30 protein-coding genes and 1 tRNA gene are annotated in these 26,857 nt (G+C 67.4%); 16 read left to right on the top strand and 15 right to left on the bottom strand.

The window, feature by feature from the left end; genetic code table 11:
• Window positions 1–2: 2 nt before the first annotated feature.
• On the top strand, window positions 3–1,166 hold the full coding sequence (gene hemW, locus ACXJLH_RS18730) for a radical SAM family heme chaperone HemW (protein WP_457445783.1): 1,164 nt from the start codon (window positions 3–5) through the stop codon (window positions 1,164–1,166).
• On the opposite strand, the gene ACXJLH_RS18725 is transcribed toward hemW, so the two are convergent.
• Window positions 1,138–2,067, bottom strand: coding sequence for a LysR substrate-binding domain-containing protein (locus ACXJLH_RS18725; RefSeq protein WP_056195351.1), 930 nt, complete (start codon window positions 2,065–2,067; stop codon window positions 1,138–1,140). The genes hemW and ACXJLH_RS18725 overlap by 29 nt on opposite strands.
• A 94-nt stretch (window positions 2,068–2,161) precedes the next feature.
• Between ACXJLH_RS18725 and ACXJLH_RS18720 the strand changes: the two genes are divergently transcribed.
• Entirely contained in the window at window positions 2,162–2,467 is a 306-nt protein-coding gene (locus ACXJLH_RS18720) for a hypothetical protein (RefSeq protein ID WP_457445698.1), read from the top strand.
• Window positions 2,468–2,684: 217 nt separating this feature from the next.
• Here ACXJLH_RS18720 and ACXJLH_RS18715 read toward each other — a convergent pair whose 3' ends face one another.
• The 3 genes from ACXJLH_RS18715 to ACXJLH_RS18705 are packed head-to-tail and all read right to left on the bottom strand — an operon-like array spanning window position 2,685 to window position 5,315.
• Window positions 2,685–3,773 (bottom strand): protein-glutamate methylesterase/protein-glutamine glutaminase, encoded by a 1,089-nt coding sequence (locus tag ACXJLH_RS18715; RefSeq protein WP_056195356.1) that lies wholly within the window; start codon window positions 3,771–3,773, stop codon window positions 2,685–2,687.
• 10 nt (window positions 3,774–3,783) lie between these two features.
• Window positions 3,784–4,449 (bottom strand): chemoreceptor glutamine deamidase CheD, encoded by a 666-nt coding sequence (gene cheD / locus ACXJLH_RS18710; RefSeq protein ID WP_056195359.1) that lies wholly within the window; start codon window positions 4,447–4,449, stop codon window positions 3,784–3,786.
• 2 nt (window positions 4,450–4,451) lie between these two features.
• Window positions 4,452–5,315, bottom strand: a complete 864-nt coding sequence (locus ACXJLH_RS18705) for a CheR family methyltransferase (RefSeq protein WP_457445697.1) — start codon at window positions 5,313–5,315, stop codon at window positions 4,452–4,454.
• Window positions 5,316–5,525: 210 nt separating this feature from the next.
• On the opposite strand from ACXJLH_RS18705, the gene ACXJLH_RS18700 reads away from it, so the two are divergent.
• Genes ACXJLH_RS18700 through ACXJLH_RS18690 form a run of 3 tightly spaced genes read left to right on the top strand, consistent with a single transcriptional unit; the run spans window position 5,526 to window position 7,463 of the window.
• Window positions 5,526–6,263: a GGDEF domain-containing protein gene (locus ACXJLH_RS18700; protein WP_056195365.1), complete on the top strand. Its 738-nt coding sequence runs from the start codon at window positions 5,526–5,528 to the stop codon at window positions 6,261–6,263.
• Window positions 6,260–7,081: a MinD/ParA family protein gene (locus tag ACXJLH_RS18695; protein ID WP_056195368.1), complete on the top strand. Its 822-nt coding sequence runs from the start codon at window positions 6,260–6,262 to the stop codon at window positions 7,079–7,081. The genes ACXJLH_RS18700 and ACXJLH_RS18695 overlap by 4 nt, the downstream gene beginning before the upstream one ends.
• On the top strand, window positions 7,074–7,463 hold the full coding sequence (locus ACXJLH_RS18690; protein ID WP_457394002.1) for a group II truncated hemoglobin: 390 nt from the start codon (window positions 7,074–7,076) through the stop codon (window positions 7,461–7,463). The genes ACXJLH_RS18695 and ACXJLH_RS18690 overlap by 8 nt, the downstream gene beginning before the upstream one ends.
• Here the strand turns inward: ACXJLH_RS18690 and ACXJLH_RS18685 are convergent.
• The 3 genes from ACXJLH_RS18685 to radC all read right to left on the bottom strand — a co-directional run bounded on the left by ACXJLH_RS18685 (window position 7,460) and on the right by radC (window position 9,581).
• Entirely contained in the window at window positions 7,460–8,110 is a 651-nt protein-coding gene (locus tag ACXJLH_RS18685; protein WP_056195376.1) for a hypothetical protein, read from the bottom strand. The genes ACXJLH_RS18690 and ACXJLH_RS18685 overlap by 4 nt on opposite strands.
• Before the next feature lie 152 nt (window positions 8,111–8,262).
• Window positions 8,263–8,910 (bottom strand): Smr/MutS family protein, encoded by a 648-nt coding sequence (locus tag ACXJLH_RS18680; protein ID WP_457445696.1) that lies wholly within the window; start codon window positions 8,908–8,910, stop codon window positions 8,263–8,265.
• On the bottom strand, window positions 8,907–9,581 hold the full coding sequence (radC, locus tag ACXJLH_RS18675; RefSeq protein ID WP_457445695.1) for a RadC family protein: 675 nt from the start codon (window positions 9,579–9,581) through the stop codon (window positions 8,907–8,909). The genes ACXJLH_RS18680 and radC overlap by 4 nt, the downstream gene beginning before the upstream one ends.
• Before the next feature lie 50 nt (window positions 9,582–9,631).
• Between radC and ACXJLH_RS18670 the strand changes: the two genes are divergently transcribed.
• From ACXJLH_RS18670 to ACXJLH_RS18655, 4 genes are all read left to right on the top strand, one after another.
• Window positions 9,632–10,075 (top strand): FKBP-type peptidyl-prolyl cis-trans isomerase, encoded by a 444-nt coding sequence (locus ACXJLH_RS18670; RefSeq protein ID WP_056195383.1) that lies wholly within the window; start codon window positions 9,632–9,634, stop codon window positions 10,073–10,075.
• Window positions 10,075–11,052: a 4-hydroxy-3-methylbut-2-enyl diphosphate reductase gene (gene ispH / locus ACXJLH_RS18665; protein WP_457394007.1), complete on the top strand. Its 978-nt coding sequence runs from the start codon at window positions 10,075–10,077 to the stop codon at window positions 11,050–11,052. Before ACXJLH_RS18670 ends, ispH begins: the two co-directional genes overlap by 1 nt.
• A gap of 73 nt (window positions 11,053–11,125) precedes the next feature.
• Complete coding sequence (serS, locus tag ACXJLH_RS18660) at window positions 11,126–12,421, top strand: serine--tRNA ligase (protein ID WP_056195388.1); 1,296 nt, start codon at window positions 11,126–11,128, stop codon at window positions 12,419–12,421.
• Between the two features lie 47 nt (window positions 12,422–12,468).
• Window positions 12,469–12,556: transfer RNA gene (locus tag ACXJLH_RS18655), tRNA-Ser, on the top strand.
• A 52-nt stretch (window positions 12,557–12,608) separates the two neighbouring features.
• Here the strand turns inward: ACXJLH_RS18655 and ACXJLH_RS18650 are convergent.
• The 6 genes from ACXJLH_RS18650 to ACXJLH_RS18625 form a co-directional block, all read right to left on the bottom strand.
• Window positions 12,609–13,346, bottom strand: a complete 738-nt coding sequence (locus ACXJLH_RS18650) for a helix-turn-helix domain-containing protein (protein WP_457445694.1) — start codon at window positions 13,344–13,346, stop codon at window positions 12,609–12,611.
• A 16-nt stretch (window positions 13,347–13,362) separates the two neighbouring features.
• Window positions 13,363–14,499, bottom strand: a complete 1,137-nt coding sequence (locus ACXJLH_RS18645) for an epoxide hydrolase family protein (protein WP_457445693.1) — start codon at window positions 14,497–14,499, stop codon at window positions 13,363–13,365.
• A gap of 90 nt (window positions 14,500–14,589) precedes the next feature.
• A complete protein-coding gene (locus ACXJLH_RS18640) occupies window positions 14,590–15,948 on the bottom strand; it encodes a multicopper oxidase family protein (protein WP_056195396.1) in 1,359 nt (452 codons plus the stop codon).
• 14 nt (window positions 15,949–15,962) lie between these two features.
• Complete coding sequence (locus tag ACXJLH_RS18635) at window positions 15,963–17,333, bottom strand: TolC family protein (protein ID WP_457445692.1); 1,371 nt, start codon at window positions 17,331–17,333, stop codon at window positions 15,963–15,965.
• Between the two features lie 84 nt (window positions 17,334–17,417).
• Window positions 17,418–17,756: a hypothetical protein gene (locus ACXJLH_RS18630; RefSeq protein WP_457323274.1), complete on the bottom strand. Its 339-nt coding sequence runs from the start codon at window positions 17,754–17,756 to the stop codon at window positions 17,418–17,420.
• Between the two features lie 13 nt (window positions 17,757–17,769).
• On the bottom strand, window positions 17,770–18,624 hold the full coding sequence (locus ACXJLH_RS18625; protein ID WP_457445691.1) for a cupin domain-containing protein: 855 nt from the start codon (window positions 18,622–18,624) through the stop codon (window positions 17,770–17,772).
• A 99-nt stretch (window positions 18,625–18,723) separates the two neighbouring features.
• On the opposite strand from ACXJLH_RS18625, the gene ACXJLH_RS18620 reads away from it, so the two are divergent.
• On the top strand, window positions 18,724–19,272 hold the full coding sequence (locus ACXJLH_RS18620; protein WP_457445690.1) for a carboxymuconolactone decarboxylase family protein: 549 nt from the start codon (window positions 18,724–18,726) through the stop codon (window positions 19,270–19,272).
• Between the two features lie 22 nt (window positions 19,273–19,294).
• On the top strand, window positions 19,295–19,993 hold the full coding sequence (locus ACXJLH_RS18615; RefSeq protein ID WP_457445689.1) for a glutamine amidotransferase: 699 nt from the start codon (window positions 19,295–19,297) through the stop codon (window positions 19,991–19,993).
• Here ACXJLH_RS18615 and ACXJLH_RS18610 read toward each other — a convergent pair.
• Together ACXJLH_RS18610 and ACXJLH_RS18605 are read right to left on the bottom strand one after the other, a co-directional pair.
• A complete protein-coding gene (locus ACXJLH_RS18610; RefSeq protein ID WP_056195409.1) occupies window positions 19,973–20,716 on the bottom strand; it encodes a LuxR C-terminal-related transcriptional regulator in 744 nt (247 codons plus the stop codon). The genes ACXJLH_RS18615 and ACXJLH_RS18610 overlap by 21 nt on opposite strands.
• Before the next feature lie 104 nt (window positions 20,717–20,820).
• Entirely contained in the window at window positions 20,821–21,798 is a 978-nt protein-coding gene (locus ACXJLH_RS18605; protein WP_457445688.1) for an NADPH:quinone oxidoreductase family protein, read from the bottom strand.
• A 90-nt stretch (window positions 21,799–21,888) separates the two neighbouring features.
• Here ACXJLH_RS18605 and surE point away from each other — a divergent pair, with 90 nt between their 5' ends.
• The 5 genes from surE to rlmD all read left to right on the top strand — a co-directional run bounded on the left by surE (window position 21,889) and on the right by rlmD (window position 26,812).
• A complete protein-coding gene (gene surE / locus ACXJLH_RS18600; RefSeq protein WP_056195417.1) occupies window positions 21,889–22,632 on the top strand; it encodes a 5'/3'-nucleotidase SurE in 744 nt (247 codons plus the stop codon).
• Window positions 22,633–23,436, top strand: a complete 804-nt coding sequence (locus ACXJLH_RS18595; protein WP_457445687.1) for a protein-L-isoaspartate(D-aspartate) O-methyltransferase — start codon at window positions 22,633–22,635, stop codon at window positions 23,434–23,436.
• Window positions 23,437–23,499: 63 nt separating this feature from the next.
• Window positions 23,500–24,372: a peptidoglycan DD-metalloendopeptidase family protein gene (locus ACXJLH_RS18590; RefSeq protein ID WP_457356222.1), complete on the top strand. Its 873-nt coding sequence runs from the start codon at window positions 23,500–23,502 to the stop codon at window positions 24,370–24,372.
• Window positions 24,373–24,417: 45 nt separating this feature from the next.
• On the top strand, window positions 24,418–25,428 hold the full coding sequence (rpoS, locus tag ACXJLH_RS18585; protein WP_082532550.1) for an RNA polymerase sigma factor RpoS: 1,011 nt from the start codon (window positions 24,418–24,420) through the stop codon (window positions 25,426–25,428).
• A 31-nt stretch (window positions 25,429–25,459) separates the two neighbouring features.
• On the top strand, window positions 25,460–26,812 hold the full coding sequence (gene rlmD, locus ACXJLH_RS18580) for a 23S rRNA (uracil(1939)-C(5))-methyltransferase RlmD (RefSeq protein ID WP_457324658.1): 1,353 nt from the start codon (window positions 25,460–25,462) through the stop codon (window positions 26,810–26,812).
• Window positions 26,813–26,857: the final 45 nt, after the last annotated feature.

The following is a 26,857-nucleotide window of genomic DNA, read 5'->3' as shown; positions in this document are numbered from 1 at the left end:
TGATGCGGCCGGGTACGCTGCAGTTGCCCGCGCTGCCCCCGCTTGCCCTCTACGTTCATCTGCCCTGGTGCTTGCGCAAATGCCCCTACTGCGACTTCAACTCGCATGAGGTCAAGGATGGCGCGTTGGCGGTCGACACGGCCGAGGCCTATCTCGCCGCGCTGCGCACCGACCTCGAAGCGGCGCTGCCGCTGATCTGGGGCCGGCCTGTCATCAGCATCTTCATCGGCGGCGGCACGCCCAGCCTGTTCAACCCCGAGCAGATCGCGCAGCTCATCTCGGACATCCGTGCACGCCTGCCGCTGGAGCCGGGCTGCGAGATCACGCTGGAGGCCAACCCCGGCACCTTCGAGCGCGAGCGCTTCAAGGGCTTTCGCCAGGCTGGCGTCACGCGCCTGTCAGTGGGCGTACAGAGCTTCGATGACGCGCAGCTGAAGACGCTCGGCCGCGTGCACAGCGCGAGCCAGGCACGCGAGGCGCTCACCGAGGCGGCTGCGGCGTTCGAGACCTTCAACCTCGACCTGATGTATGCGTTGCCCGGGCAGTCGCTGGACGACCTGTCGCGTGAGCTGGACGCTGCGCTGAGCTTCAAGCCACCGCACCTGTCCATCTACCACCTGACCATCGAACCCAACACGGTGTTCGCGACGCGCACGCCGGCCGGCCTGCCCGACCCTGACTTGGCCAGCGACATGCTGGACCTGATCACGGCGCGTACCGGCACCACGGGGCTGTCGCGTTACGAGGTCTCGGCCTATGCCCGCGACGGCCACCGCTGCCTGCACAACCTGAACTATTGGCAGTTCGGTGACTACCTCGGCATCGGTGCCGGTGCCCACAGCAAGCTGAGCTTCCCCAACCGCGTGCTGCGCCAGGTGCGCTGGCGCGAGCCGGCGGCCTTCATGGCGCAGGCGAACAAGGTCAGCAACGAGCACGAGGTGGCGCGCAAGGACCTGCCCTTCGAATTCATGCTGAACGCGCTGCGGCTCAAGGAAGGCGTCACGCTCACGCAGTTCCTCGAGCGCACCGGGCTGCCTGTGTCRGCGATTGCGAAAGGCTTGGAGGTGGCCCGTGGCCGTGGCTTGCTGACCAGTGATGCGGCTCGTATCCAGCCGACCGAGCGCGGCTTCGACTTCCTCAGCGATCTGCAGCAGCTGTTTCTTTGAGTCGCTGCTGCAGCGCCGCGACCTCGGCATGCAGCCAGTCGCAGAAGATACGTACGGCCGGGTCGTCGCGCAGGGCCTCGGGGTAGACGACCTGGTAGTCACGCGTGGCGTCATCGTCGACGGCGTGAGTCGACAGCCGCACGAGCCGCCCGTCCAGCAGCGCGTCGGCGGCGAACAGTTCGCGGGTCAGGGCCACGCCCATGCCTTGCTCAGCCGCCTGTCCCAACATCGCGGCGTCGTTGAAGGTGGCCACAGGCGTTGGCACCGTGCCGGAGTGGCCGACCTCGGCAAACCATTGGCGCCACAGGTCCGCGTCGCCCATCAGCGGCTGCTGCGTCAAGAGTTCCGGCGTTGCATCCACCAGGCGCTGCGCGAGCAGCGGCGCGGCAACGACGATGTGCGGCGAGTGAAAGAGTGGCTCGCAGATCAGCCCGGGCCAGCCGCCACGGCCGATGCGCAGGCCGATGTGAAATCCCTCGCGTTCCAGGTCCACCACCTGCTGGGATGAATGCAGGTCCAGCGTGATGCAGGGCTGCAGGGCTTGCCAGCGCGGCAGGCGGGGCAGCAGCCAACGCTGGGCGAACGAGGGCAGGGCGGTCACTCGCAGCGTCTGCGCGGCGCTCCCATGCGCTTGCGCCGCCGCCAGCAGGCCCGCCTGCAAGGCAGCGAACACCTGTGTCACGCCGCGCTGCAGCGCCTGCCCAGCCGGGTTCAGCGTCAGCCGCCGGCCCTGGCGAGTGAACAGCTCAAAGCCGAGCTGGGCCTCCAGGCCGCGGATCTGCTGGCTGACCGCGCTGTGCGTCAGGTGCAGGCTCTCGGCCGCGGCGCGCAGGTTCTCGGTCTGGGCCGCGGCACGAAAGGCAGCCAGGTAATGAAGGGGAAAACGGTCGAGTGAGGCCATCTGGTAAGCCAATCCAACCAATCAGTGAAGAAATAAGCGCTTCGTGGCGAGGCTCTGGATGCATAGCATAACCAGCACTTGAAGGAGACCCGCCATGATCACTCTGCCCCGCTGGATTGCTTTTGCCTCATTTGCCGCTGTCCTCGTGCTCGCCACGACCGGCGCCCGGGCGTTCACGGATTCGAATGCCGAATTGAAGGAAGCGGCCGCGGAGCGCTCCAACCGCGTCGTCGTGACCGGCAAGGCCGAACGGCCCGTGCAGACGGCCTGGGTGCCGACCGCCCCGAAGTCGCTGGACGGTTTCAAGCCGGTCTTCCCGGCCGATCCTGTGGTCGTCGCGCGTCACCGTCCGATGCTGCTGGCCAAGGCCGATGCGCCCGCCAGTGCTGGTAAACGTTGAAGCCCCTCGTCCAAGGATTACCTTGGCCGGGACCGCGCTGCGGCCAGTGGCCGCAGCGCTTCGGCAGGCACATCGCGCCCACTGGGCGCAATGTGTCCGGCCTCAGCCCCCAAGGGGACGGCGATGCTTGCCGGATTCACCGACAAGCACGTCGCCCAAGGCGGGCCGGCTAGGGAGCGGCCCGGCGCTCGGCCCGCAAAACGCCTGAAATGAATCGTCAGACGCGGTTGAGCGAGATGCCCGAAGTGGCGCGCAGCCGCTCCAGCACTTTGGTCGCAATCTGGTTCAGCGGCAGCACCTCGTCCGCCGCGCCGGCCGCGATGGCCTCGCGCGGCATGCCGAAGACGACGCAGCTGGCCTCGTCCTGGCAGTAGTTGTAGGCGCCAGCGTCCTTCATGACCTTCATGGCCCTGGCGCCATCCGCGCCCATGCCGGTCAGCATGATGCCGATGGCGTTCGGGCCGACCACCTTGGCAGCCGACAGAAACAGCGCCTCGACCGAGGGCTTGTGGCGGTTGATGGGTTCGCCGTCCTGCACGCGGGCGATGTAGTTCGCGCCGCTGCGTTCCACGCTCAGATGCATGCCGCCCGGCGCGATATAGCCGTGGCCGGGCAGGATGCGCTCGCCGTCCTGGGCTTCCTTGACGCGGATCTTGCACAGGCCGTCCAGCCGCGCGGCATAGCTCTTGGTGAAGCCGGGCGGCATGTGCTGGGTGATGACAACGGCCGGGCTGTCGGCCGGCAGGTTGATCAACACGTCCTTGGTGGCTTCGGTGCCCCCGGTGGAGGCGCCGATGAAGATGATCTTTTCGGTCGAGGCCCTGCCGAGGCTGGCCATCGTGACGGCCTTGACCGGGGCCGGCGCGGCTGCACCCGGTGCGGGCGGCGGTGGCGCGCGGCGGATGTGGGCCTTGGAGGCGATGCGGATTTTGTCCGTGATGTCCTGGGCCAGTTGGCGGATGCCGTCGGCCACGCCGATCTTGGGTTTGGCGACGAAGTCGATGGCGCCCAGTTCCAGCGCCTTCAGCGTGACCTCGGCACCGCGCTCAGTCAGCGTGGACACCATCACCACTGGCATCGGCCGCAGCCGCATCAGCCGCGAAAGGAAATCGAGGCCATCCATGCGCGGCATCTCGACGTCCAGCGTGATGACGTCGGGGTTGAGGTTGCGGATCATCTCGCGCGCGACCAGCGGGTCGGCGGCCGCGCCGATGCATTCCATGTCGGACTGCCGGTTGATGATCTCGGTGAGGATGGAGCGCACCAGCGCTGAGTCGTCCACCACCACGACTTTGGTCTTGGCCATCGGTGGCCTCCTAGAACAAATCGATGGAGCCGCCGCTGCTGGCGACCGGCTGCACCTTTTGAATGGCTGCCCTGTCCTGCTGGATCAGCGCGTCGTTATTCGTCGGTGCCAGGCGCTTCACCATCGCCTTGCCACTGGCCGGCAGGAAGCAGACCTTGCGGGGGTAGACGTCCATCACGTCCTTGGACACGATGGGGATGCGCTCGAGCTTCAGGAAGTCGATGACGAAGTTGGTGTTGCGCTCGCCGACGTTGAGCGAGTTCATGCCCGAGATGACGGCACCGCCGCCGAAGATCTTTGCTTCCATGCGTGCCTTGCTGGCACCGCGCTTCATCATCTCGTTGATGAGCAGTTCCATGGCGAACGAGCCGTAGCGGCCTGAGTCGCCATTGCCCTCGGGCAGCATGAAGTGGTTCATGCCGCCAACCTTGGCGACGCGGTCCCACAGGCAGGCGGCGATGCAGGAGCCCAGCGTCGTCATGACGAGCAGGTCTTCCTGGTCGACGAAGTACTCGCCCGGCAGGATCTTGACGGCCGCGTTCTTGAAATGCGCGTCGTAGAAGAAGAACGAGGCTTCACCCTGCTTGCGCGGCTGGGCCTTGAGGTGGTTGACCTTGGCCACCGCGACCGGGTTGCCGAGGCCGACCGTGGGTGGCGAGGCGAATGGGGTGCTCATGGTCAGACCCGTTCGTAAATGGTTTTGCCGCGCAGCTTGAACAAGTCGCGGGCTTCGGTGAAGTTCTCCGAATGCCCGACGAAAAGCAGCCCTCCCGGCCGCATGACGCGGTGGATGCGCTCCAGCACCTTGCGCTGGGTGGGCGCATCGAAATAGATCATCACGTTGCGGCAGAACACCATGTGAAAGGGGTCGCCCAGCTGCCACTGCGCGTCCATCAGATTCAGCGAGCGGAACTCGACCCAGCGCTGCAGTTCAGGCTTGACGCGGATCTTGCCGGAGTTGGCGCCGGTGCCGCGCATGAAAAAGGTCTTCAGCCGCGTCGCGTCAAGGCCGCGAGCGTCGGCGTTGTAGACGCCGCGCTTGGCCGTGGCCAGCACGTTGGTGTCGATATCGCTGGACACGAGCTGCACCGAGGCGCTGGGCCCCAGGGCCTCGCTGCAGGTCATCAGGATGGAATAGGGCTCTTCACCGGTGGAAGCGGCGCAGCACCAGATGCGCACCTGCTTGCCGGCCGAACCATTTGCAAAAGGCTTGAGGTCGTCCTTCAGCGCGTGGAAGTGATGCTCCTCGCGGAAGAAGGAGGTCAGGTTGGTCGTCAGGCAGTTGACGAACTCCTGCCATTCCGCGGCGCCGGACGGGCCAGTCGAGGCCTCCAGCCACTGCAGATAGCTCCCAAAGCTCTTGTGCCCGGTCTCGCGCAGGCGCCGAGACAGCCGGCTGTAGACCATCGCATGTTTGCCGTCATGCAGGCTGATGCCGGCGTGCTTGTAGATCAGTTCACGCACACGGTCGAAGTCGGCCTTGCTGAAGCTGAATTCGTGGTCGAGGGAGTCCGTGCCGGAGGCGAGGTCGGGTGCGGGCATGTCGAAATTCAGATTTGTTGGTGCTCGCAGCAGTTCTGGCGTGGCGCGCCGATTCTGCACCGCAGGGCCTTTTTAAGGCCCCTGGGCCGGTCCAGCATAGTGCAAACAGCCTCCAGGAACGTGCCTGTTTCACGACCTGGGCGCGCAGACGCCGCTGCTAGACTGCCCCGAAACCACAATCCACCCATCCGCCCCCACAGCCACAACCCTTTGGAACAACGCCTGCCCGCCACCCACCTGATCGACGCCGAAGCGCTCGTTCTGGATCAGGCCCTGCAATTGCTGCAGCAGGCCGGCGCATTGCTTCCAGACGAGGCGCCGATGAGTGCTGCCTGGTTGCAGGCCGTGCTGGATGCGCTGTGCGACCTCTCCAGCCGGGATGCGCTGACCGGCCTCGTCAACCGCCGCAGCTTCGAGATGGCGCTGGCCCGCGAGGTCGACCGCGTCGCGCGCTCGGGTGAGGGGGCCCTGCTGCTGATGCTGGACATCGACCACTTCAAGGCTGTCAACGACACCCACGGCCATGGCGCCGGCGACCAGGTCATCCGTGCCGTGGCCTGCGCCGTCGAGCAGACCGTGAGGCCCATGGATCTCGTCGCCCGCGTGGGCGGCGAGGAGTTCGCCATCATCCTGCCCAACTGCGCCTCGCATGTGGGCTTGGCCGTGGCTGAGCGCGTGCGCGAGCGCGTGTCCGAGCTCGCCATCGAGGTCGGCCCGGGCCAGATGCTCAGCGTCACCGTCAGCCTGGGCGGCGCCTTCGCGCCACAGTGGGTGCGCTCATCACCGTTGCTTTGGACGGAGCGGGCCGACCGCCAGCTCTACCGCGCCAAGGCCGAGGGCCGCAACCGCGCCTGCCTTGAACCTCAGATCGACTCCCTGGTCAGCGCCGAAGAAAAGGGCATGTTGTTCGCCTCCCTGAATCTCGAAACGCAACAGGACACCGCATGAGCACGACCTCTGATCCTGCTGCTCCCGCCGCATCTCCTGCTCAGCCGCCGCGCCCGGCGCGCGGCGGTGCGCGCACCCTCGCCGTCACCAGCGGCAAGGGCGGCGTCGGCAAGACCTTCGTCACCGCCAATCTCGCTGCAGCCCTGGCCGCGCGCGGCCAGAAGGTGCTGGTGCTGGATGCCGACCTGGGCCTGGCCAATCTCGACGTGGTGCTGAACCTGCACCCCAAACTGACGCTGCACGACGTCTTCACCGAAAAGGCCACGCTGGAGCAGGCCATCCTGCCCGCGCCGGGCGGCTTCTCCGTGTTGCTGGCCGGCTCGGGCATGGTCGAGTATTCGCGCCTGACTCCCGAAGTGCGCGACAAGCTGTTGCACATCATCGACCTGGTCAAGCCGCGCTTCGACTGGGTGCTGCTGGACACCGGCGCGGGCATCTCCGACGTCGTGCTGTTCGCGATCTCGCTGGCCACCGACGTCCTCGTCGTGGCCACGCCCGAGCCCACGTCGCTGACCGATGCCTACGCCACCATCAAGGTGCTGGCCACCCAGCAGGACCGCCGCCACGTGGGCCTGCTCGTCAACCAGGCCAACCGTGTCGGCGAGGGCAAGCTGATCTGCGGACAACTGCAGCAGGTGCTGCAGCGCTTTGTCGGCCCGACGCCGGGTCAGAGCTTCCGGCTTGAGCTCTACGGCGAGGTCAAGGCCGACGTGGCCGTCAAGCAAGCTGTGCTCAAGCGCCAGCTGATGCTGGAGCACTATCCCGGCTGCGACGCGGCCCAGGCCATCAAGGCGCTCGCCTCCAAACTCCTTGGCTGAATCGACTCCCACCACTGCCTTCGAATGGGCAGGCGGCGAGGCGCGGGTGCGCGAGCTCGTCGACCGCTTCTACGACCTGATGGACCTGGAGCCGGCCTACGCGCGGCTGCGCGCGGCGCATGGCGATTCGCTGGACAGCGCGCGCGACAAGCTGTTCTGGTTCCTGTGTGGCTGGCTCGGCGGTCCGGACCACTACATCAGCCGCTTCGGCCACCCGCGGCTGAAGGCGCGGCACATGCCGTTTCGCATCGGCATTGCCGAGCGTGATGAGTGGCTGGCCTGCATGGGCCAGGCCATGCAGGAGACCGGAGTGGACCCGGCCCTGCAGGCCCGGCTGGCCGAGTCCTTTGCGGGCACGGCCGACTGGATGAGAAACGTTTAATCCAGCCTGAAAGCGAAATCCTGCTGGAAGGTCGCATCGCCCTGGCACTGGTAGCCGGAGAGGGCGGATTCCACCGAGCGTTGCAGCGAGCGCTTGGTCTTGCCGTCCAGGGCGCCTTGCATCACGCGGAAATCGCTGCCGACCACGCGGCCGCCGCGCACCGTGGCAACCACTTGCAGCACGGCTTCACCGCTCCAGTTGACGGCGGGGACTTCGGGGCGCGGCATGACCGAGCAGACGGCGCCGGCCGCTCTGAGCCCCGCGTCCTGTTTCACCACAGGGGGCGTTACTGGCGGCGTGCCGGTGCCTGTCGAGCCGCCCGCCGAAACCGTGGGTTCTCCGGTCCGCTGTTCGACGACAACGACATGCGGTGTCTCCTCTGTCCATGTGGGTGGAGGCAACACGTCCGGCTTGGGAACATTGATCAGCGTGGGCTGTTCGGCCTTCTTGATCTCTCGCACAGGTTCCCTTTCGGGCTGCTTGTCCGGGATGGGTGGCAACAGGATGGTGGCTTCCTTGACCCTGGGCGGAGACTTGATCAGCCCGGCGCTCAGCGCGTAGATCCCGGCCAGATGCAGGGCGACAACCAGACCGATGCCCAGATAGCTCTTGGGCTGGGGCGCACGATCGGAAAAGGTAAGGGACATGGGCTCTCCTCGTTGGGGCTGGGAAACCGGATGTCGCGCTGATGGCGGCTTGAGCCCAGACTACTCCGGGCTAACGGCGTCGGTCAATGGCGTTGCACCTCGTGTCGGCCGCGCGACGTGACAGCCCGGTGTTATTCACCGTCAGCGGCGCGTCAGGCCGTTCCGCTGAGCAGCACGATCAGCGCCCCCGCCCCGCCGTCACTGGCGCGCGCCTGCACGAAGGCCAGCACCTCGTTCTTCTGCACCAGCCAGCGCCGCACGCGGCCCTTGAGAACGGGCTCGCGGCCCGGTGAGCCATGCCCCTTGCCATGCACGACGCGCACGCAGCGCAGGCCGCGCCGCGCGCTGTCGTGGATGAACAGCCCCAAGGCCTCGCGGGCCGCATCACGGCGCAGCCCGTGCAGGTCGAGCTGGGCCTGCAGCGCCCAGTGGCCGCGGCGCAGTTTGCGCACCGCCTCGAGGCTGATGCCTTCGCGGCGAAAGCTCAATGTCTCGTCGGTGTCCAGCAGCGTGTCGACGTCGATCTCGTCGGACAGGGCCTGCAGCAGCACCGCGCGCTCGTCCGCTTCGCGCTGGCGCGGCTCGGGTGGCGGTTGATCGAGGTCGTGGATGAAGCGGTCCATGCTGCGCAGCGGTGTCACCGGGCCGACGGTCAGCTCGAAGACCCGCCTTTCCTGCTCCGCCAGGCGCACGGCCGCGGCGACACGCTCCCGTTCGAGCTCGGCTGCCAGCCTTGCCGCGGCCAACTCGCGGGCCAGCGGTTTCAGGTCGGCGAGGCTGCGCACCGTCTTGACGGTCACAGCAGCCCCCGCTCGGCAAATGACACGACCTCGTTCGCACCGACGACGAAATGGTCGACAACACGCACATCCACCAGGGCCAGCGCCTGGCTGAGATGCTTGGTCAGCAGTTCATCGGCGCGCGAGGGYTCGGCCACGCCGCTGGGGTGGTTGTGGGCGAGGATGGCAGCGCCGGCGCCCAGGGCGAGAGCACGTTTGACGACCTCGCGCGGATGCACTGTCGTGTGGGTCAGCGAGCCCTGGAACAGCGTCTCCATTGCGATCAGGCGCAACTGCGCGTCGAGGAACAGCACTGCGAAGACTTCGTGGCCCAGCGCGCCCAGATGCAGGCGCAGATAAGTCTTGACCGTGTCCACGTCGTTCAGCGCTGGCTTCTCGGTCAGTTGCTGGCTCAGCGAGCGCCGTGCAATCTCCAGCACGGCGGCGATCTCGGCACGCTTTGCGGGGCCCAGGCCCTTGATCTTGCCGAGGTCCTGCACGCTGGCCGCCAGCAGCCCCGCCCAGCCGCCAAATCGATCCAGCAGGCTCTGTGCCAGTTGCAGCACGGGCAGGCCCTGGATGCCGGTGCGCAGCAGCAGGGCGAGCAGTTCGGCATCCGCCAACGCCTGCGGGCCGCGGGCAAGCAATTTCTCGCGCGGGCGGGCTTCAGGGGGCAGATGGGTCAACGACATAAAATCGGCCGCAGTCTAGCCAAGCGTTCCCTTTTCTTTTCCCTTCTCGCATGAACCCCATCCAGGCCGGGTCCTTCCTGACCTTGCATTACCGGCTCTCGGGCCCGGACGGCGCCGACATCGTCAACACCTTTGACGACAAGCCCGCCACGCTGTCGCTCGGTGCCGGCCAGCTGTCGCCCGCCATCGAGGCGCGCCTCATCGGCCTGCCCGAGGGCGCGCATGAGCGCTTCGAGCTGAAGCCCGGCGAAGCCTTCGGCGAGCGCAACCCCGAGCTGTTGCAGCGCGTGAAGCTGTCACTGCTGCGGCAGCTGGGCGACCCGGACGAGGTCTACAACGTCGGTGACGTCGTGCAATTCCCCGGCCCGGACGGGCAGGGCGGCTATGCCGGCGTCGTTCGCGAACTTGGCGACGAAGCCCTGCTGTTCGACTTCAACCACCCGCTTGCTGGCCAGCCGGTCAGCTTTGAAGTCCAAGTGATCGGGGTGCTTTGATGAACGCTGTTTTGCATCCCCAGGAAGTGGTGCTGGCCGAACCGCGCGGCTTTTGCGCCGGCGTGGACCGCGCCATCGAGATCGTCGAGCGCGCGCTGTTGAAGTTCGGCTCGCCGATCTACGTGCGCCACGAGATCGTCCACAACACCTACGTCGTCAACGACCTGAAGTCGCGCGGCGCCATCTTCATCGAGGACCTGGCCGAGGTGCCGCCCGGCGCGACGCTGGTGTTCAGCGCCCATGGCGTCAGCCAGGAGGTGCGCCGCGAGGCCGCCGCACGGGGCTTCCAGGTGTTCGACGCGACCTGCCCGCTGGTGACCAAGGTCCACGTCGAGGTGGCCAAGCTGCACCGCGAAGGCTATGAATTCATCATGATCGGCCACAAGGGTCATCCCGAGGTCGAGGGCACGATGGGCCAGCTGTCCGAAGGCATCTTCCTTGTCGAAGAGGTCGAGGATGTGGCCAAGGTGCAGGTGCGTGATCAGGGCAAGCTCGCCGTCGTCACGCAGACCACGTTGAGCGTGGACGACGCGGCCGAGATCCTGGCCGAGGTGAAGCGCGTCTTCCCCCAGGTGCGCGAACCCAAGCAGCAGGACATCTGCTATGCCACGCAGAACCGCCAGGACGCCGTCAAGGTGCTGGCGCCCCAGGTGGACGTCGTCATCGTTGTTGGCAGCCCCACCAGTTCCAACAGCAACCGTCTGCGCGAACTGGCCGAACGCCTGGGCACGCCGGGCTATATGGTCGACTCCGCCGAAGACCTGAAGGCCGAGTGGCTGGATGGCCGCGCCCGCGTGGGGCTGACCGCCGGTGCCTCGGCGCCCGACGTGCTGGTGCAGGCCGTCATCGACCGCCTGCGCGCGCTGGGCGCCACCACGGTGCGTAGCCTGCCGGGCGTGGAGGAGCATGTTCGCTTCCCGTTGCCGATGGGGCTGGGCGACAAGTCCATGGCCGAGGTCAGTTCCTCGCGATCTTGACGCCGGTGCTTCCAGCTTCCGGCGGCGCCTCACATTGGCGCCGCTTGTCTATTCGAATCCTGAAGGTATTCCCATGCTCGACATCACCCAGCTGCGCAAGGACCTCGATGCTGTCATCGAGCGCCTGAACGCGCGCAAGACCCCCCAGACCTTCCTCGACGTGGAGCGCTTCAAGTCGCTCGAAGGCGAGCGCCGCTCGGTGCAGGTGCGCACCGAGGAACTGCAGGCCCGCCGCAATGCGCTGTCCAAGCAGATCGGCATGGCCAAGGGCAAGGGCGAAGATGCCTCGGCGCTGATGGCAGAAGTCGGCAGCATTGCCGACGAGCTGAAAGCCGGCGCCGAACGCCTGGACGCCATCCAGGTCGAGCTGAACCAGATGCTGATGGGCGTGCCCAATCTGCCCGACGCCAGCGTACCTGCGGGCGTGGACGAAGCCGGCAATGTCGAAGTGCGCCGCTGGGGTACGCCCCGCACATTCGACTTCGAGGTCAAGGACCACGTCGACCTGGGTGCCCCGCTGGGCCTGGATTTCGAGATGGGCGCCAAGCTCTCCGGATCGCGCTTCGCCTTCCTGAAGGGCCCGGCCGCTCGCCTGCACCGCGCGCTTGCCCAGTTCATGCTCGACGTGCAGACGACCGAGCACGGCTACACCGAGTGCTACACGCCCTACATCGTCAACCGCGAGATCCTGGAGGGCACCGGCCAGTTGCCCAAGTTCAAGGAAGACATGTTCTGGGTGCTGCGTGGCGGCGATGAGGAACAGGTCGAGCAGTACCTGATCTCGACCTCGGAAATCTCGCTGACCAACACCGTGCGCGAGAGCGTGCTCAAGCCCGAGGACCTGCCCGTCAAGCTGACGGCGCACAGCCCCTGTTTCCGCTCGGAAGCCGGCTCGGCCGGGCGCGACACGCGGGGCCTGATCCGCCAGCATCAATTCGACAAGGTCGAGATGGTGCGCATCGAGCTGCCTGAAAACAGCATGGCCGCGCTGGAAGAGATGACTGGCCACGCCGAAGCTGTGCTGCAAAAGCTCGGTCTGCCCTACCGCACGGTGCTGCTGTGCAGCGGCGACATGGGCTTTGGCTCGACCAAGACCTATGACCTCGAGGTCTGGCTGCCGGCGCAGAACACCTTCCGCGAGATCAGCTCCTGCTCGAACATGGGCGCCTTCCAGGCCCGCCGCATGCAGGCGCGCTTCAAGAACGCGCAGGGCAAGAACGAGTTCGTACACACGCTCAATGGCTCAGGCCTGGCGGTCGGCCGGACGTTGGTTGCGGTTCTCGAGAATTACCAGAACGCGGATGGCAGCATCACGGTGCCTGAGGCGCTGCGGCCCTATCTGGGCGGCGCTGACACGTTGCGAGGTTGAGCTCAAAAAGCCTGGCTATAATGCTGGGCTCAGCTCGCACCAGATTCGGAGAGGTGGCAGAGTGGTTGAATGTACCTGACTCGAAATCAGGCGGACGGTAACGTCTCGGGGGTTCGAATCCCCCCCTCTCCTCCAGCACAAGGCCAGTCCACCAGGACTGGCCTTTTTGCTTTGTGCGGGGCGTCAATCAGGGCAGGTTGGGTGCGCGTGGCTGCAACTGCCCCGGTGTGAGCCCCAGAATCCTGCGCAGCGAATGCGTGAGATGGGCCTGGTCGGTGTAGCCCAGTTCGGCCGCCACATCGGCGGGGCGCTGACCTTGTTGCAGCAGGCCTGCGGCGGCGTCTGCCCGCAGGATCTGCTGCAGCTTCTTCGGGCTCATGCCGGTCACATGGCTGCTGTGGCGCTGCAGGCTGCGGTCGTCCACGCGCTCCCAGCCGCCGGCAGCAGCGCGCTGCACCAGCAGGTCCACCTCGATGAGGCCGCGCCGCGCAAGTTGCATGACGAGCTGCTCGGCGTTCTCGAAGCTGGGCAGTTCCAGGCGCTCGTCGCCGATCAGGAAGTCACGCCGCCCCGCGAACCCATGCACATGGCCCTGGTTCATCATGCGCTGGCCTGGTCGGGCGGGCATGTAGATCTCGGGTCGGAAAGCGATGCTGAGATAGCTGTCACCGGCCTCGCTGCCCAGTTCCACGACGCGGTCGGTCTGGCCGGTCTGTAGCACCATCAGGCCGCTCCGGGTCTGCCGGAAGACGAGGTCCCAGCTGCCATCGGGCCGTACCAGATCCTGCGTCGCTGCCGTGTAGCTCACCCGGTCGATGTGCGTGATGAAACGCGCGGCCGATGGCGAATCGGCCGCGCGCGTTTCACGCTGGATGCCTGGGTTGTGGCCCGTCACGCCACGTGCATGCGAGGAGAAGGCATGCACGCATGGTAGCGACGACTTACTGCAACTGGGCGAAGAAGCGGCGCATGTCCCGCACCAGCAGCTCGGGCGCGTCCGTCGCCGCGAAATGCCCGCCATGCGGCATTTCGGTCCACTGCACGATGTTGCTGTGCGAGCGCTCGGCAAAGGCACGCACCGAGCGGAAGTCGTTCGGGAAGGAGGCCACGGCCGTGGGCACCGGATTGGGCAGTTCACGGTAGCCGGCGCCGGTCTGGGCGTTCTCGAAATAGAACTCCGCCGCCTGACCGCCGGTGGCGGTGAACCAGTACAGCGAGACATGGGTCAGGAAGCGCTCGCGGTCCATGGTCTGGGCGGCCTCGCCCTCGAAGCCGAAGAAGAGTTCGGCATTCCAGGCCAGCTGCGCCACCGGCGAATCCACCAGGCCGAAGCCCAGCGTGGCCGGCCGCTTGGACTGGATCTCGGCATAGCCGTTGTACTTCTGGAAGCGCTCGAGGTTGGCGAACCCGGCCCTCTCGAACGGGGACAGCTTCTCCATCTCGCCCGGCGCGCCGCTCGGGAAGGCGAAGATCTGCTGCAGGTGCACGCCCACCAAGCCCCGCGGATTCAGGATGCCCAGCTCGCGGCCGACGAGCGCGCCGCCGTCGCCCCCCTGGGCACCATAGCGCTCGTAGCCCAGGCGCTTCATCAGCGTGTCCCAGGCGGCGGCAGTGTGCGCGGCCTCCCAGCCAGGGTCGGCCAGCGGCGACGAGAAGGCAAAGCCGGGCAGAGACGGGATGACGAGGTGAAAGGCCATCGCCGGGTCCAGCCCATGGGCGCGTGGGTTGCTCAAGGGGCCGATCACATCGAGGAACTCGGCCACCGTGCTGGGCCAGCCATGCGTGAGGATCAGCGGCAGCGCATGCGGCTCGGGCGAGCGCACATGCAGGAAGTGGATGGTCTGGCCGTCGATCTCGGTCAGGAACTGCGGATGGCGGTTCAGCTCGGCTTCGTGCGGGCGCCAGTCGTAGCCGTCCAGCCATTGCTCGGCGAGTTCGCGAACGAAGCCGGTGGGCTGGCCGCGGCTCCAGTCCTGAACGGTGGTCTGGGGCCAGCGGGTCTGGCGCAGGCGCTGCTTCAGGTCGTCGATCTGGGCTTGCGGGATGTCGATGCGGAAGGGGCGGATGGTGGTGCTCATGACAGGCTCCTGGGTGGGGTGGATCGATGGAGTCAGTGTCTCGATCTGCCCCGCCGAGAGCTTGTAAAAACCCGCCAATGCGGCCCGCCGTCAATGTTGGTGGTGCCCTCCGGGCTTGCGCACCTGCACCTGGGCATCCTGGGGAGCCGCACCGGGCGCCGTGGCCGCTGGCGGCGCGTCACCCACTTCGCGCGCCAGCGTGCCGGCGGGGTGCGGGAACCAGCCCGGGTCGCTGTAGTCGCCCCGCTTCAGTCCGCGCCTGACCTTGAGCACGCTGAACATGCCACCCATCGCTATCGATCCGAAAGGCCCGTCCCCGGCCATCATGGGCGCGGTGTTCTCCGGCCCCGGCATGCTCATCTCCGTCATCTCGTGCATGCCGCTGTGGCCCATGGCCATATAGCCCGGCACCAGCTTGCGGATCTTGGCCTCCAGGTCGCTCGCATCCACACCCAGCATGGTTGGCACGTCATGTCCCATCGCGTTCATCGTGTGGTGAGCCTTGTGGCAGTGGAAGGCCCAGTCGCCTTCCTCGTCGGCGATGAACTCGATCTGGCGCATCTGGCCGACCGCGATGTCGGTTGTCACTTCGGGCCAGCGCGCCGTGCGTGGCACCGGGCCGCCGTCGGTGCCGGTGACCTCGAACTCATGGCCATGGATGTGCATGGGATGGTTGGTCATCGTCAAGTTGCCGATGCGGATGCGCACGCGGTCGCCCTGGCGCGCTACCAGCGGCGCGATACCCGGAAAGATGCGGCTGTTCCAGCTCCACAGGTTGAAGTCCAGCATGGTCATGACCTTGGGCGTGGCGCTGCCGGGCTCGATGTCATAGGCATTGAGCAGGAAGGCGTAGTCGCGGTCCACGTCGTCGATCTGCGGGTGCTTCGCCTTGGGATGCGTGATCCACAGGCCCATCATGCCCATGGCCATCTGCACCATCTCGTCGGCATGCGGGTGGTACATGAAGGTGCCGGGGCGGCGGGCGATGAACTCGTAGACCCAGGTCTTGCCGGGTGGGATGGGAGGCTGCGTGAGGCCCGTGACACCGTCCATGCCGTTGGGCAGGCGCTGGCCGTGCCAGTGCATGCTGGTGGCCTCGGGCAGGCGGTTGGTCACGTAGATGCGCACGCGGTCGCCCTCGACGACCTCGATGGTCGGGCCGGGGCTCTGGCCGTTGTAGCCCCACAGGCGTGCGGTGAAGCCCGGCGCCATCTCGCGCACGACGGGTTCGGCGACGAGATGGAATTCCTTGACGCCGGCGTTCATGCGCCATGGCGCCGTCCAGCCGTTCAGCGTGACGACGGGGTTGTAGGGGCGGCCATTGCGTGGAACCAGCGGCGCTTGCGTGTCGGGCGAGGTCTGGATGACGGGTTCTGGCAGGGCCGCGAGCGCCACGGTGGACACCGCGGCCAGCGAGGTGCCAGCGAGCAGGGAGCGTCGATTGAGCATGGGATCCTCGGGATTCAGTGGGTTGCCGCGGTGGGGGCGGCGGCAGCGGCCTGGGGCAGGGCTGGCGCGACACGACCGACAAGGGCCTGGTCGAGGTCGGCCTGGGCGACCCAGAAATCGCGCAGCGCCTCCTGCGTGGCGCTGACGGCGGCGACCTGGGCGCGGGCATCGGCCAGCAGCTCGAAGACGCCGATCAGCATGGCGTTGTAGCGCAGCAGCTGTTCGCTGGAGACGCGCTGGGCCAGCGGCAGCAGTTCGTCCCGGTGCTGGCGGGCGACATCGAAAGCGCTGCGGTAGAGGCCGTACGCCTCGCGGGCTTCGGAGCGGGCCTGGATGGCTGTATCCGCGGCCACATGTGCGGCTTCGCGGGCCAGCGCCTCAGCCTTCGGTTGGGGGCCGGGGCCGAAGAGTGGCAGCTCCAGCGCCACCTCCCAGCCGCGCTGGGTGGGCTGTTCGTTGGACGAATTGCGTACCGTGCCCAGCTCCAGCATCGACACCCAGCGCGTCATTCGAGCAAGATCAAGCTGCCGCGCGGATTGCTCCAGAGTCAGCCGCGCCGCCTGCACGTCCAGGCGCTGGGCCAGGGCCTGCGCTTCGATGCCGGCTTGCTCTCGCGGCGTGGTTGGTAGGTCGGGCAGGCGCTCCGGCAGGCGCAGTGCGCTGCCGTCCTCCAGGCTCAGCAGGCGTACGAGGCGTTCGCGTGCGGCGAGCCGCTGGGCCTCGGTGCGTGCCAAGGCGAGTCGGGCGTCGGCCTCGAAGCCTTGTTCGCGGGCCCGCGCCAAAGCATTGAAGTTGCCGGCGACCTGCATGCGGCGTGCGAGTTCCGCGCCGGCCTCGGCGGCTTCCCGCACCTGGCGGCGGTAGGCCAGGGCCTCCTCGGCCGCGACGGCGCGTACCCAGGCGCGGCGCGTGTCGGCGGCCAGGGCCAGCGTGTCGGCGGCGGCCTGCTGCTGCTCAGCCTGCAGGCGGCGCTGCTCGGCGGCGCGCACCAGCGGCAGGGTCAGCAGGCGCGCAAGGTCGATATGCCAGCCGTGCTCCAGTTCCACCTCGCTGCCACGCGTCAGGCGGCTGAAGCGAAAGCCTGGGTTGGGCAGGCGGCCGGCCGCATCGACGTCGGCAGCGGTGACACCAAGGCGTGCCAGCCGGGCCTGCAACCCGCGATTGTTCTGCAGCGCGAGCTGCACGGCGGCATCCGCCGTCAGTGGTTCTCGCAGTCGCTCGTCAATCTGGTCAGCAGAGGGCAGGGTGGCCGACAGTGGCTGGGCGGTGTGTGGCTCGGTCAGCCTGGAGACGGGGGCGATGCTGTCGGGGGGCGCGGTGGCGCAGCCAGTCAGCGCGGTCAGCAGCGCGAGCCCGCAGGTGCGGGCGAAGGGAAGGGGATGCATGCAGGGCCTCTCGGGGCGGTGCGAAGACGCCCGCCGCGCTTGGCAGCGGCGGGAACAGCGGCAGTAACAGCGGAGAAGAGAAGCTCAGCCCCTGGGAGGCGGGTCGGGCAGTGGCGGCACGACGCCAGCCCAACGCTCGGCCGGCGCCTGGGCGACGCGCAGGGCCGGTGCGGCAGGCGGCGTGTCCAGCGTCAGCACGGGCGGCGGCGCGGCCGCCAGGCAACAGGGCGCGCAGAGCTTGCAGGGCTTGGCCGCGTGGTTGTGGGCATCGCCATGCATGCTCTGGTGGTCATGGCCGGCGTGTTGCTCTTGCATGGGCACCGGTGCCGGCTCACAGCCCAGTTGGCCGGCCGCGAGCAGGCTGCGCAGGGGCAGCAGCACGAGCAGCAGGCAGAGCAGGACGAAGCGACCGACGCGATGCATCTGCGGCACTTTACTACCCGTGCTGCTGAAGCCAGGCCCGCGGCGACGTGCCCGCATGCCGCTGCGCGAACAGCCGGCTCAGGGCCGAGGCATTCGCATAGCCCAGCTCGGCCGCCAGCGTCTTCAAGGACTTGCCGGCGCGCAGTTCGGCGCGGACGATGGCCAGGCGCCAGTCGGCGAGATAGCCGGCGGGCGTCTGGCCCAGGGCGTCGCGAAACGCCTCGGCAAAGCGGCTGCGCGACATGCCAGCCTCGGTCGCCATGGCTGCCAGGCTCCAGGCCTCGCCCGGCCGGGCATGCAGGGCCGTTAGCGCCCGGGCCAGGCGCGCGTCCGCCAGGCCGCGCATCAGGCCCAAGGGCAGGGCCGCGTCGCGCTGGTCCAGCATCCAGCGCAGCAGTTGCAGCAGCAGCACCTCGAACAACCGGTCTGCCAGCAGGCGTTGACCACAGCGCACGTGCTCCGATTCGCCGAACAGCAGCTTCAGCGTCGCGTCAATGCCCTCCACCTGCGCCAGCGGGAGCACGACCAGCGGCGGCAGCGCCTGCACGAGTGGGTGGCCGGCCTCGAAGTCCAGGGTTGCGCAGACGAAGTCCGAGCCCTCAGTCGGCGCGTTGTGGAAGTCGTGCGCCAGCGGGCGCGGGTAGAAGACCAGGCTGGGTTCGCGCACCCACAGGCGTTCGATGAGGCCGGTCGCACGGGCATGCCTCACCTCCATCTCGCCATTGCGCATCACATGCAGGAAACCGCGGCCGGGCCGGGCATCGAAGTGGGTCACGCCGCACAGCGGCCCGGCGTGGAAAAGGCTGGCGCGCACGCGAAAGCGCTCGAACAGTGGGCTCAGGCGGTCCAGTGGCGGGCTGTCAGTCACGGTACGAATGGGTTGAATTGTTGGATGAAATGATACCTATCGTTCCTGCCCGGCAACGACAGTGGAGACCTTCATCCACTGCCCTCGAAAGGCAACACCATGACCTCCCGCGTTCCCCTTGTCTCTGCCACCGACACCCCCGCCGCAGCCCGCGTGACGCTGGACGCGATCCATGGCGCCTTTGGCGCGACGCCGAACATGTTCCGCGCGGCGGCGAATTCGCCTGCGGCGCTGCAGGCCATGTGGTCCTTCTTTGGCGCTCTTGGTGGCGGGGCCATCCCGGCCAAGCTTGGTGAGCAGATCGCTGTCGCCGTGGCCGACCGCAATGCCTGCGAGTACTGCCTGGCCGCGCATACCGCCCTGGGCCGCAAGGCCGGCGCGACGCCTGCCGAGATGAACGCGGCCCAGGCTGGTGAGTCGGCCGACCCGGCGACGGCGGTGGCGCTGCGCTTCGCGCTCCAACTCGTCGAGCAGCGCGGCCAGGTGGGTGATGCCGATGTGGCAGCCGTGCGCGCGGCGGGGTTTGGCGACGGCCAGATCGTCGAGATCCTGGCTCACGTGGCGCTGAACCTGTTCACCAACTACGTGAACGTCGCGTTTGCGGTGCCGGTGGATTTCCCGAGCGTGAAGCTGCGCTCGGCTGTCTGATCGAGAGGCGATGATGGCGCAGATGAAAACCGCCCTGGCCCTGYGCCATCTCGCCTTCGAGGACCTCGGTCTCATCGAGCCCGTGCTGCTTTCACGCGGTTTCGATGTCCGCTATCACGAGGCCGGCGTCGACGACTTCGCTGCCGTTGATCTTGATGCAATCGATCTGCTCGTCGTGCTTGGCGGGCCGATCAGCGTGGAAGACGAGGAACGTTTCCCCTGGCTGGTCGACGAGGTCGGGCTGATCCGCCAACGACTGGACTCACGCCTGCCGCTGCTCGGCATCTGCCTGGGCGCGCAGCTGATGGCCCGAGCCCTGGGCGCGCGCGTGAAGCCCATGGGCGTCAAGGAGATCGGCTTTGCGCCGCTGACCATGACGGCGGCGGGGCAGGGCACGGCGTTGGTCGAGCTGGGCGATCAACCCATGTTGCACTGGCACGGCGATCAGTTCGAGTTGCCGGCCGGGATGGTGTCACTGGCGGCGACGACCGTCTGCCCTCACCAGGCGTTCGCGCCGCACAACCGGGCCCTGGGCCTGCAGTTCCACCCCGAGGTCGCGCCCGAGCGCTTCGAGCAATGGCTGATCGGCCATATCGACGAACTGGCGCAGGCCGGCATCACGCCGAATGAACTTCGCGCCGCGATGTCGCGCGAATCTGAAGGATTGCGAGCCGCCCTGAAGCGGCTGATGGACCGCTGGTTAGACCAGGCCCTGCTTTGATGCCAGCACCGCCGCTTCCGCGCGGCTGGAGACGTTGAGCTTCTTGTAGATGCTCTTGATGTGGTCGTTGACGGTGAACCACTTGATGCCCATCAGGTTCGCGATCTCCTTGATCGTGAAGCCCTTGCTCAGATAGGTCAGCACTTCGCTCTCGCGCGGCGTCAGGCGTTCCCATTCGGGCGGCGGGTCCAGGGCGACGCTGCGGCTGTTGGAAAAGCCCGCGTGCGAGGACGACAGTGAGCCGAAGCCCGAGTTCAGCGGCATGGTGCCGCTGTCACTGGAGCCGGGGCGGAAGTGAGACAGCAGGCGGCGCGCGATGGCGGGTGACAGCGGCGGCTGGCCGCGCACGATGCGCTGCAGCTCCTCCACCAGCACCTCGAAGCGGTCTTCCTTCAGCAGATAGCCGTCGGCACCGCACTGCAAGGCCGGAAAGAGGTGGTCGTCGTCCGAATACAGCGTCGTGACGATCTTGATGGCCGGAGATCCCGCCAGCTCGGTCAGGAACTCCATGCCGTTGCCGTCGGGCAGTTCCAGGTCGACGAGGATGAGCTTGAAGCTGATCTCCGGGTTGCCACCTGAAAGCTTGGCCACCTGGCGGCGGGCGTTCTCAAGGTCACCGACTTCGGTGAGCTCCATCGCGTCGCTGAAGCTCTCTCGCACCACGCGGCACAGGAAACTGCGGGCAACGGGGTTGTCTTCGATGATGAGAACTTTGACGGTCATGGCGCGTGGCGGGCAGCGGCTGTCGATTCGACCGTCGAGAATGTAGCGCACCGCCCCCTAGAAGCTCCGGTGGATCGCCCTAGTCCAAGCCCCCGGTTCAGGCTTCACGAATTGGTAAGAACTAACTTGCCGACCACCTCGCGGGCCGCCATGCGCGCGAAGGCGGCAGGCAACTCCTCCATCGGCAGCACCCGGTCCAGCACCGGCTTGATCTTGCCCGCGGCATACCAGGCCGCCAACTCTCCCAGCATCGTGGCGTTATGCCCGGGCTCGCGTTTGGCGAATTCGCCCCAGAACACGCCGACCAGGGACGCGCCCTTGAGCAGCGCCAGGTTCAGCGGCAGCGCCGGAATCTGGCCCTGCGCAAAACCGATGACGAGGTAGCGGCCGCGCCAGGCGATGGAGCGGAAGGCCGCTTCGGCCAGGTCGCCGCCAACGGGGTCGTAGATGACGTCGGGCCCCTTGCCTTCGGTCAGGGCCTTCAATTCATCACGCAGGTTCTGCGTCGCGTAGTTGATGGTCGCGTCGGCGCCAAGGGCCTTGCAGGCCTGGCATTTGGCATCGCTGCCCGCCGCGGCGATGACGCGGGCGCCAGCGGCCTTGGCGATCTGGATGGCGGCCGTGCCGACGCCACCAGCCGCGCCCAGGATGAGCACGGTCTCGCCGGGCTTCAGAGCTGCGCGGTCCACCAGCGCGTGGTGGCTCGTGGCATAGGTACAGATGAAGGCCGCGGCGTCCTCGAAACTGAAAGCTTCGGGCAGCGGCATGGCCAGCACGGCCGGGATGCAGACCTCGGTGGCAAAGCCACCCAGGCCGCCAAAGGCCGCGACGCGCTGGCCCACGGCAAAGCCCTTGACGCCTTCGCCCACCTCGGTGACCACGCCCGAGAACTCCGTGCCTGGCACAAAGGGCAGGGGCGGCTTCATCTGGTACTTGTTCTGCACGATGAGCAGGTCAGGAAAGTTCAGGCTGGCGGCGCGGATACTCACGCGGATCTGGCCCGCTGGCAGAGCGGGAGCGGGCAGTTCACGCCATTGCAGCGCCTCGACGCCCACCGGGTTCTCGCAGAGCCATGCCTTCATCGTCGTCTCCTCTTTGGTGAAGCGATGATGATAGAAATCCGCTGGGTTACACCCGGTCTCGCAGGTGACGCTCTCCCTACAATTGGCCCCATGCGCATCCTGATTTCCAACGACGACGGTTACCTCGCACCGGGCCTCGCTGCCCTGGTAAAAGCCTGCGAAGGCCTGGGCGAGATCGAAGTCATCGCCCCCGAGCAGAACGCCAGCGGCACGTCCAACTCGCTGACGCTGAACCGGCCGCTGAATGTCCACCGCGCCGCCAACGGGTTCCGCTATGTCAGCGGCACGCCATCCGACGGTGTCCATCTCGCCCTGACCGGCCTGCTCGGCTACCGGCCCGACCTGGTGCTCTCGGGCATCAACAACGGCGCCAACATGGGCGACGACACGCTGTATTCCGGCACCGTCGCCGCCGCCACCGAGGGCTATCTGTTCGGCATCCCGTCCATCGCCTTCTCGCAGGCCGAAAAGGGCTGGGTTGAACTGGAGGCCGCGGCCCGCGTGGCGCGCAGCGTCGTCGAGCAGGTCATTGCCGGGGGCTTAAGCCAGGGCTTCCTGCTCAACGTCAACATCCCCAACCGGGCCGATGCCGACACCCTGCCGCGCAAGATCACGCGCCTGGGCCGGCGCCATGCCAGCGAAGGCATCATCGAGCAGATCAACCCGCGCGGCGAGACCATCTACTGGATCGGCCCGGCCGGGGACGCCCGGGACGCCGGCGAGGGCACGGACTTCCACGCCACCGCCAACGGCCAGGTGTCGATCACGCCGCTGCAGGTGGACCTGACCGAACATTCGTCTCTCGGTGCCTGGGCGCAGCGCCTCGGTCTCTGAATGTCTACACCCAAGCGCTTCCCGGCCAGCCTGAAGTCGGCCACGTCACCGCAGCGTGAACTGCTGATGCCGCAGCGCCATCTGCATCAGGCCACGCGGGACGCGGCCCGGCTAGCGCGCCCCAGCGGTACGGGATTGGACAGCGGCGCCGTGCGCCAGCGCATGGTCGACCGGCTGCGCGCCGAGGGGAAGTTCGACGAGCATGTGCTCGCCGCGATGGCCACCGTGCCGCGCCACGAGTTCGTCGACAGCGCGCTGGCCGCCCAGGCCTATGAGGACACGGCCCTGCCCATCGGCCATGGCCAGACCATTTCCAAGCCCTCGGTGGTCGCCCACATGCTGGGCCTGCTGATGGCCGGCGCTGGTGCGCGTCAGCGCGGGTCGCTGGGCCGTGTGCTGGAAATCGGCACGGGTTGCGGCTACCAAGCAGCCGTCATCGCGCTGCTGGCGCGACAGCTCACCTCCATCGAGCGCCTGCAGGGTCTGCACGACAAGGCCAAAGTCAATCTGCAGCGCGTGGGGCTGCCGCGCGTGCCGCGCCTCATCTGGGGCGATGGCCGCCTGGGCCACGCAGCCAGCGGGCCTTTCGACTGCATCATCGCTGCGGCGGGCGGCGAGGACATTCCCGCCGCCTGGACCGAGCAACTCGCCCCTGGCGGGCGTCTCATCGCCCCGACGGCGGCCGGCGGCCGTGGCCAGGTGCTGGTGGTGCTCGACCATGTCGTCGAGGCGGGCGTCAGCCGCTGGGTGCGCAACGAGCATGAAGCCGTGCTGTTCGTCCCCTTAAAATCCGGCGTCCTCTGACGGGGCCGTCGGCGCACCGCGCCACACAATCGGGTCGGCCTTCCAACGTGCTCTAGCCACACGATGCCCTCAAGCCTGCGCCTTTTATTCACTGCCATCACCACCTCGCTGCTGCTCAGCGCCTGCGGCACGTCGTTGCATCGTGCCGCACCGGTCGAGGACCGCAACCCGCAGCCCGCCACGGCCGCGGTGGTGCCGGCGCCCGCCGCGTCGGCGGCTTCCGCGCCCGATGCCAAGCCGCCGCTGCCGGGTGCTGAGAACGCCGGCAAAGCCGGTTACTACACCGTCAAGCCGGGTGACGCGCTGATCCGCATCGCGCTGGACAATGGCCAGAGCTGGCGTGACGTGGCCAAATGGAACAGCCTGGAGAACCCCAACCGTATCGAGGTGGGGCAGGTGCTGCGCGTCGTGCCCCCAGGTGTCGACCCCAGCGCCGTGACGGCCAAGCCCATCGCCAGCACGGCCAAGGTCGAGTCGCGGCCGCTGGACGCCAAGCCGCCGGTCGCTGCCGCGAGTGCGCCGACGGCTTCGTCCACCAGTACGTCCACACCGGCCGCATCGGAAGACGACAGCATGGCCTGGGGTTGGCCGGTCGCCCAATCCATCAGCGCCGGCTTCGACGAGCAGCGCAACAAGGGTCTGGACTTTGCAGGCAAGCCGGGTGACCCGGTGCTGGCTGTCGCCGATGGACGCGTTGTTTACGCTGGTTCGGGGTTGCGCGGCTACGGCAACTTGGTCATCATCAAGCACAACAGCACCTACCTGACAGCGTATGCCCACAACCGGGCCATGCTGGTCGAGCAGGACCAAACCGTACGCAAGGGTCAGAGGATTGCCGAGATGGGTTCCACCGAGAGCGATACCGTCAAGTTGCACTTTGAAGTGCGCAAGCTCGGCAAGCCTGTCGATCCGGCCAAGCTGCTGCCGCCGCGCTGAGAAGCCGGCCAGCCAACAGTCATGCATCGGGCCAGCGATCACGTCATGAAACGCGCTGCGCCCAAGCTCAACGGACATGGTGGCAATGGCAGCGAGCCGGCTGTCATCTTGTCGGCGCTGAACGGGGGCAGCGGTGATGCCGAGCCGGTTTCAGACGTCAGCGAAGAAGACGGCCGGGCACTGCGCAATGGCGGCGACGAGGTCGAGCTCGGCAACGCGCTGCAGGCCTATCTGCGCGACATCCGCCGCACGCCGCTGCTGACGCCTCAGCAGGAATTCGACACGGCCGTTGCGGCGCGCGCGGGTGATTTCGATGCGCGCCAGGCCATGATCGAGCACAACCTGCGCCTGGTCGTCAGCATCGCCAAGAACTACCTGGGCCGTGGCCTGCCGATGAGCGATCTCATCGAGGAAGGCAATCTCGGCTTGATGCACGCCATCGGCAAGTTCGAGCCCGAGCGCGGGTTCCGTTTCTCCACCTACTCGAGCTGGTGGATACGCCAGAGCATCGAGCGCGCGCTGATGCACCAGGCCCGCTTGGTGCGGCTGCCGGTGCACATCGTGCGCGAGCTCAACCAGGTGCTGAAGGCGCGCCGCGCGCTGGAGGCCCTGCAGAGCGCCAATGGCTCCGAAGGCCGCGTGCGTGCCGAGGACGTGGCCCAAGCGCTGGGCCGGCCGGTCGACGAGGTGGCCGAGCTGTTGGCCTATGCCGAGCTGCCGAGTTCGCTGGATTCGCCGGTGGACCGCAACGGCGAGGGCGGCGAGTCCATGCTGGATCTGGTGGCCGACGACCAGGCTATCGACCCGATGGGCCTGCGCCTGTCGCACGAGGTCGAGGAGTTGCTGCAGCACGGGCTGGCCAGCCTCAACGACCGTGAGCGCGAGGTGCTGTCGGGCCGCTACGGCCTGTCGGACCGCGAACCGGAGACGCTGGACGTGCTGGCCATCCGCCTCAAGCTGACGCGCGAGCGCATCCGCCAGATCCAGATCGAGGCGCTGGCCAAGCTCAAGCGCAACATGATGCGCCACGGCGTGGATCGGGACTCGATCTTCTAGAGCCCTCGACGGCACCTCGGATAATCCGGGGATGAATCAGACGACGGAATGGCTCAAGGTCGAAAGTATCGAACTTGAGGCGCAGGGCGTGGCGCACAACGCCGAGGGCAAGGTGGTCTTCATCGACGGTGCCTTGCCGGGTGAGATCGTGAAGGCGCAGATCTCGCGCCGCAAGAACAACTGGGAGCAAGGCCAGCTCACCGAAATCAAGAAGGAAAGCTCGCTGCGCGTGACGCCGGGCTGTCCGCACTTCGGCCTGCACGCCGGCGCCTGCGGCGGCTGCAAGATGCAGCATCTGCAGGCCGGCGCCCAGGTGGCGGTGAAACAGCGCGTGGTGGAGGACCAGCTCTGGCATCTCGGCAAGGTCAAGGCCGAGGTGCTGCTGCGGCCCATCGAGGGCCCGACCTGGGGCTATCGCTACCGCGCGCGATTCTCGGTGCGCTATGTGCAGAAGAAGGGCGTCGTGCTGATCGGCTTTCACGAGCGCAAGAGCCGCTATGTGGCCGACATGCAGGTCTGCAAGGTCGTGCCCAAGGTCGTCAGCGACCTGCTGATGCCGATGCGCGAGCTGATCATGGCGATGGCCGAGCGCGACCGCCTACCCCAGATCGAACTGGCCATGGGCGACGAGGTCATTGCGCTGGTGCTGCGCCACCTGAACCCGCTGCCGGACGGCGACATCGCGCTGCTGCGCGAGTTCGCCGCCAAACACGGCGTGCAGTGGTGGCTGCAGCCCAAAGGGCCGGACACGGTCAAGTTGCTCGACGAAGGCGGGCCGCAACTGGCCTACCGCCTGCCCGAGTTCGGCGTGACCATGCCGTTCAAGCCGACCGACTTCACGCAAGTCAACCCGCACATCAACGCCACCCTGGTCGGCCGTGCGCTGCGCCTGCTGGCTGTCGAGCCGGATGACCGGGTCATCGACTGGTTCTGCGGCCTGGGCAATTTCACGCTGCCGCTGGCCACCAAGGCGCGCGAGGTGCTGGGCATCGAGGGCAGCGAGACCCTGGTGCAGCGCTCGCGCGAGAACGCGGCGCTGAACGGCCTGGCGCACAAGGCGAGCTTCGTTGCGCGCAACCTGTTCGAGATGACGCCTGAACTGCTGGCATTGGATGGTGCAGCGGACCGCTGGCTCATCGACCCGCCGCGCGAAGGCGCCTTTGCGCTGGCCAAGGCGGTGGCGGACATCGCCCAGGACCCGTCGCTGGCGCCGGGCTGGATGGCACCGAAGCGCATCGTCTACGTCAGCTGCAACCCGGCAACGCTGGCGCGCGATGCCGGCTTGCTCGTCAATGTGGCGGGCTATCGCTGCACGGCGGCCAGCGCGGTCAACATGTTCCCGCACACGGCGCACGTCGAATCGATCGCAGTCTTCGATCGCTGAAGCGCACGTTGCTCAAGTAAATCCCGGCTCGCCCATTGCGACGAC

The sequence above is a fragment of the Roseateles sp. P5_E4 genome (assembly GCF_054049255.1).
The sequence above is the reverse complement of the archived record's forward strand: the minus strand, read 5'-3'. Positions and strand labels throughout refer to the sequence as shown.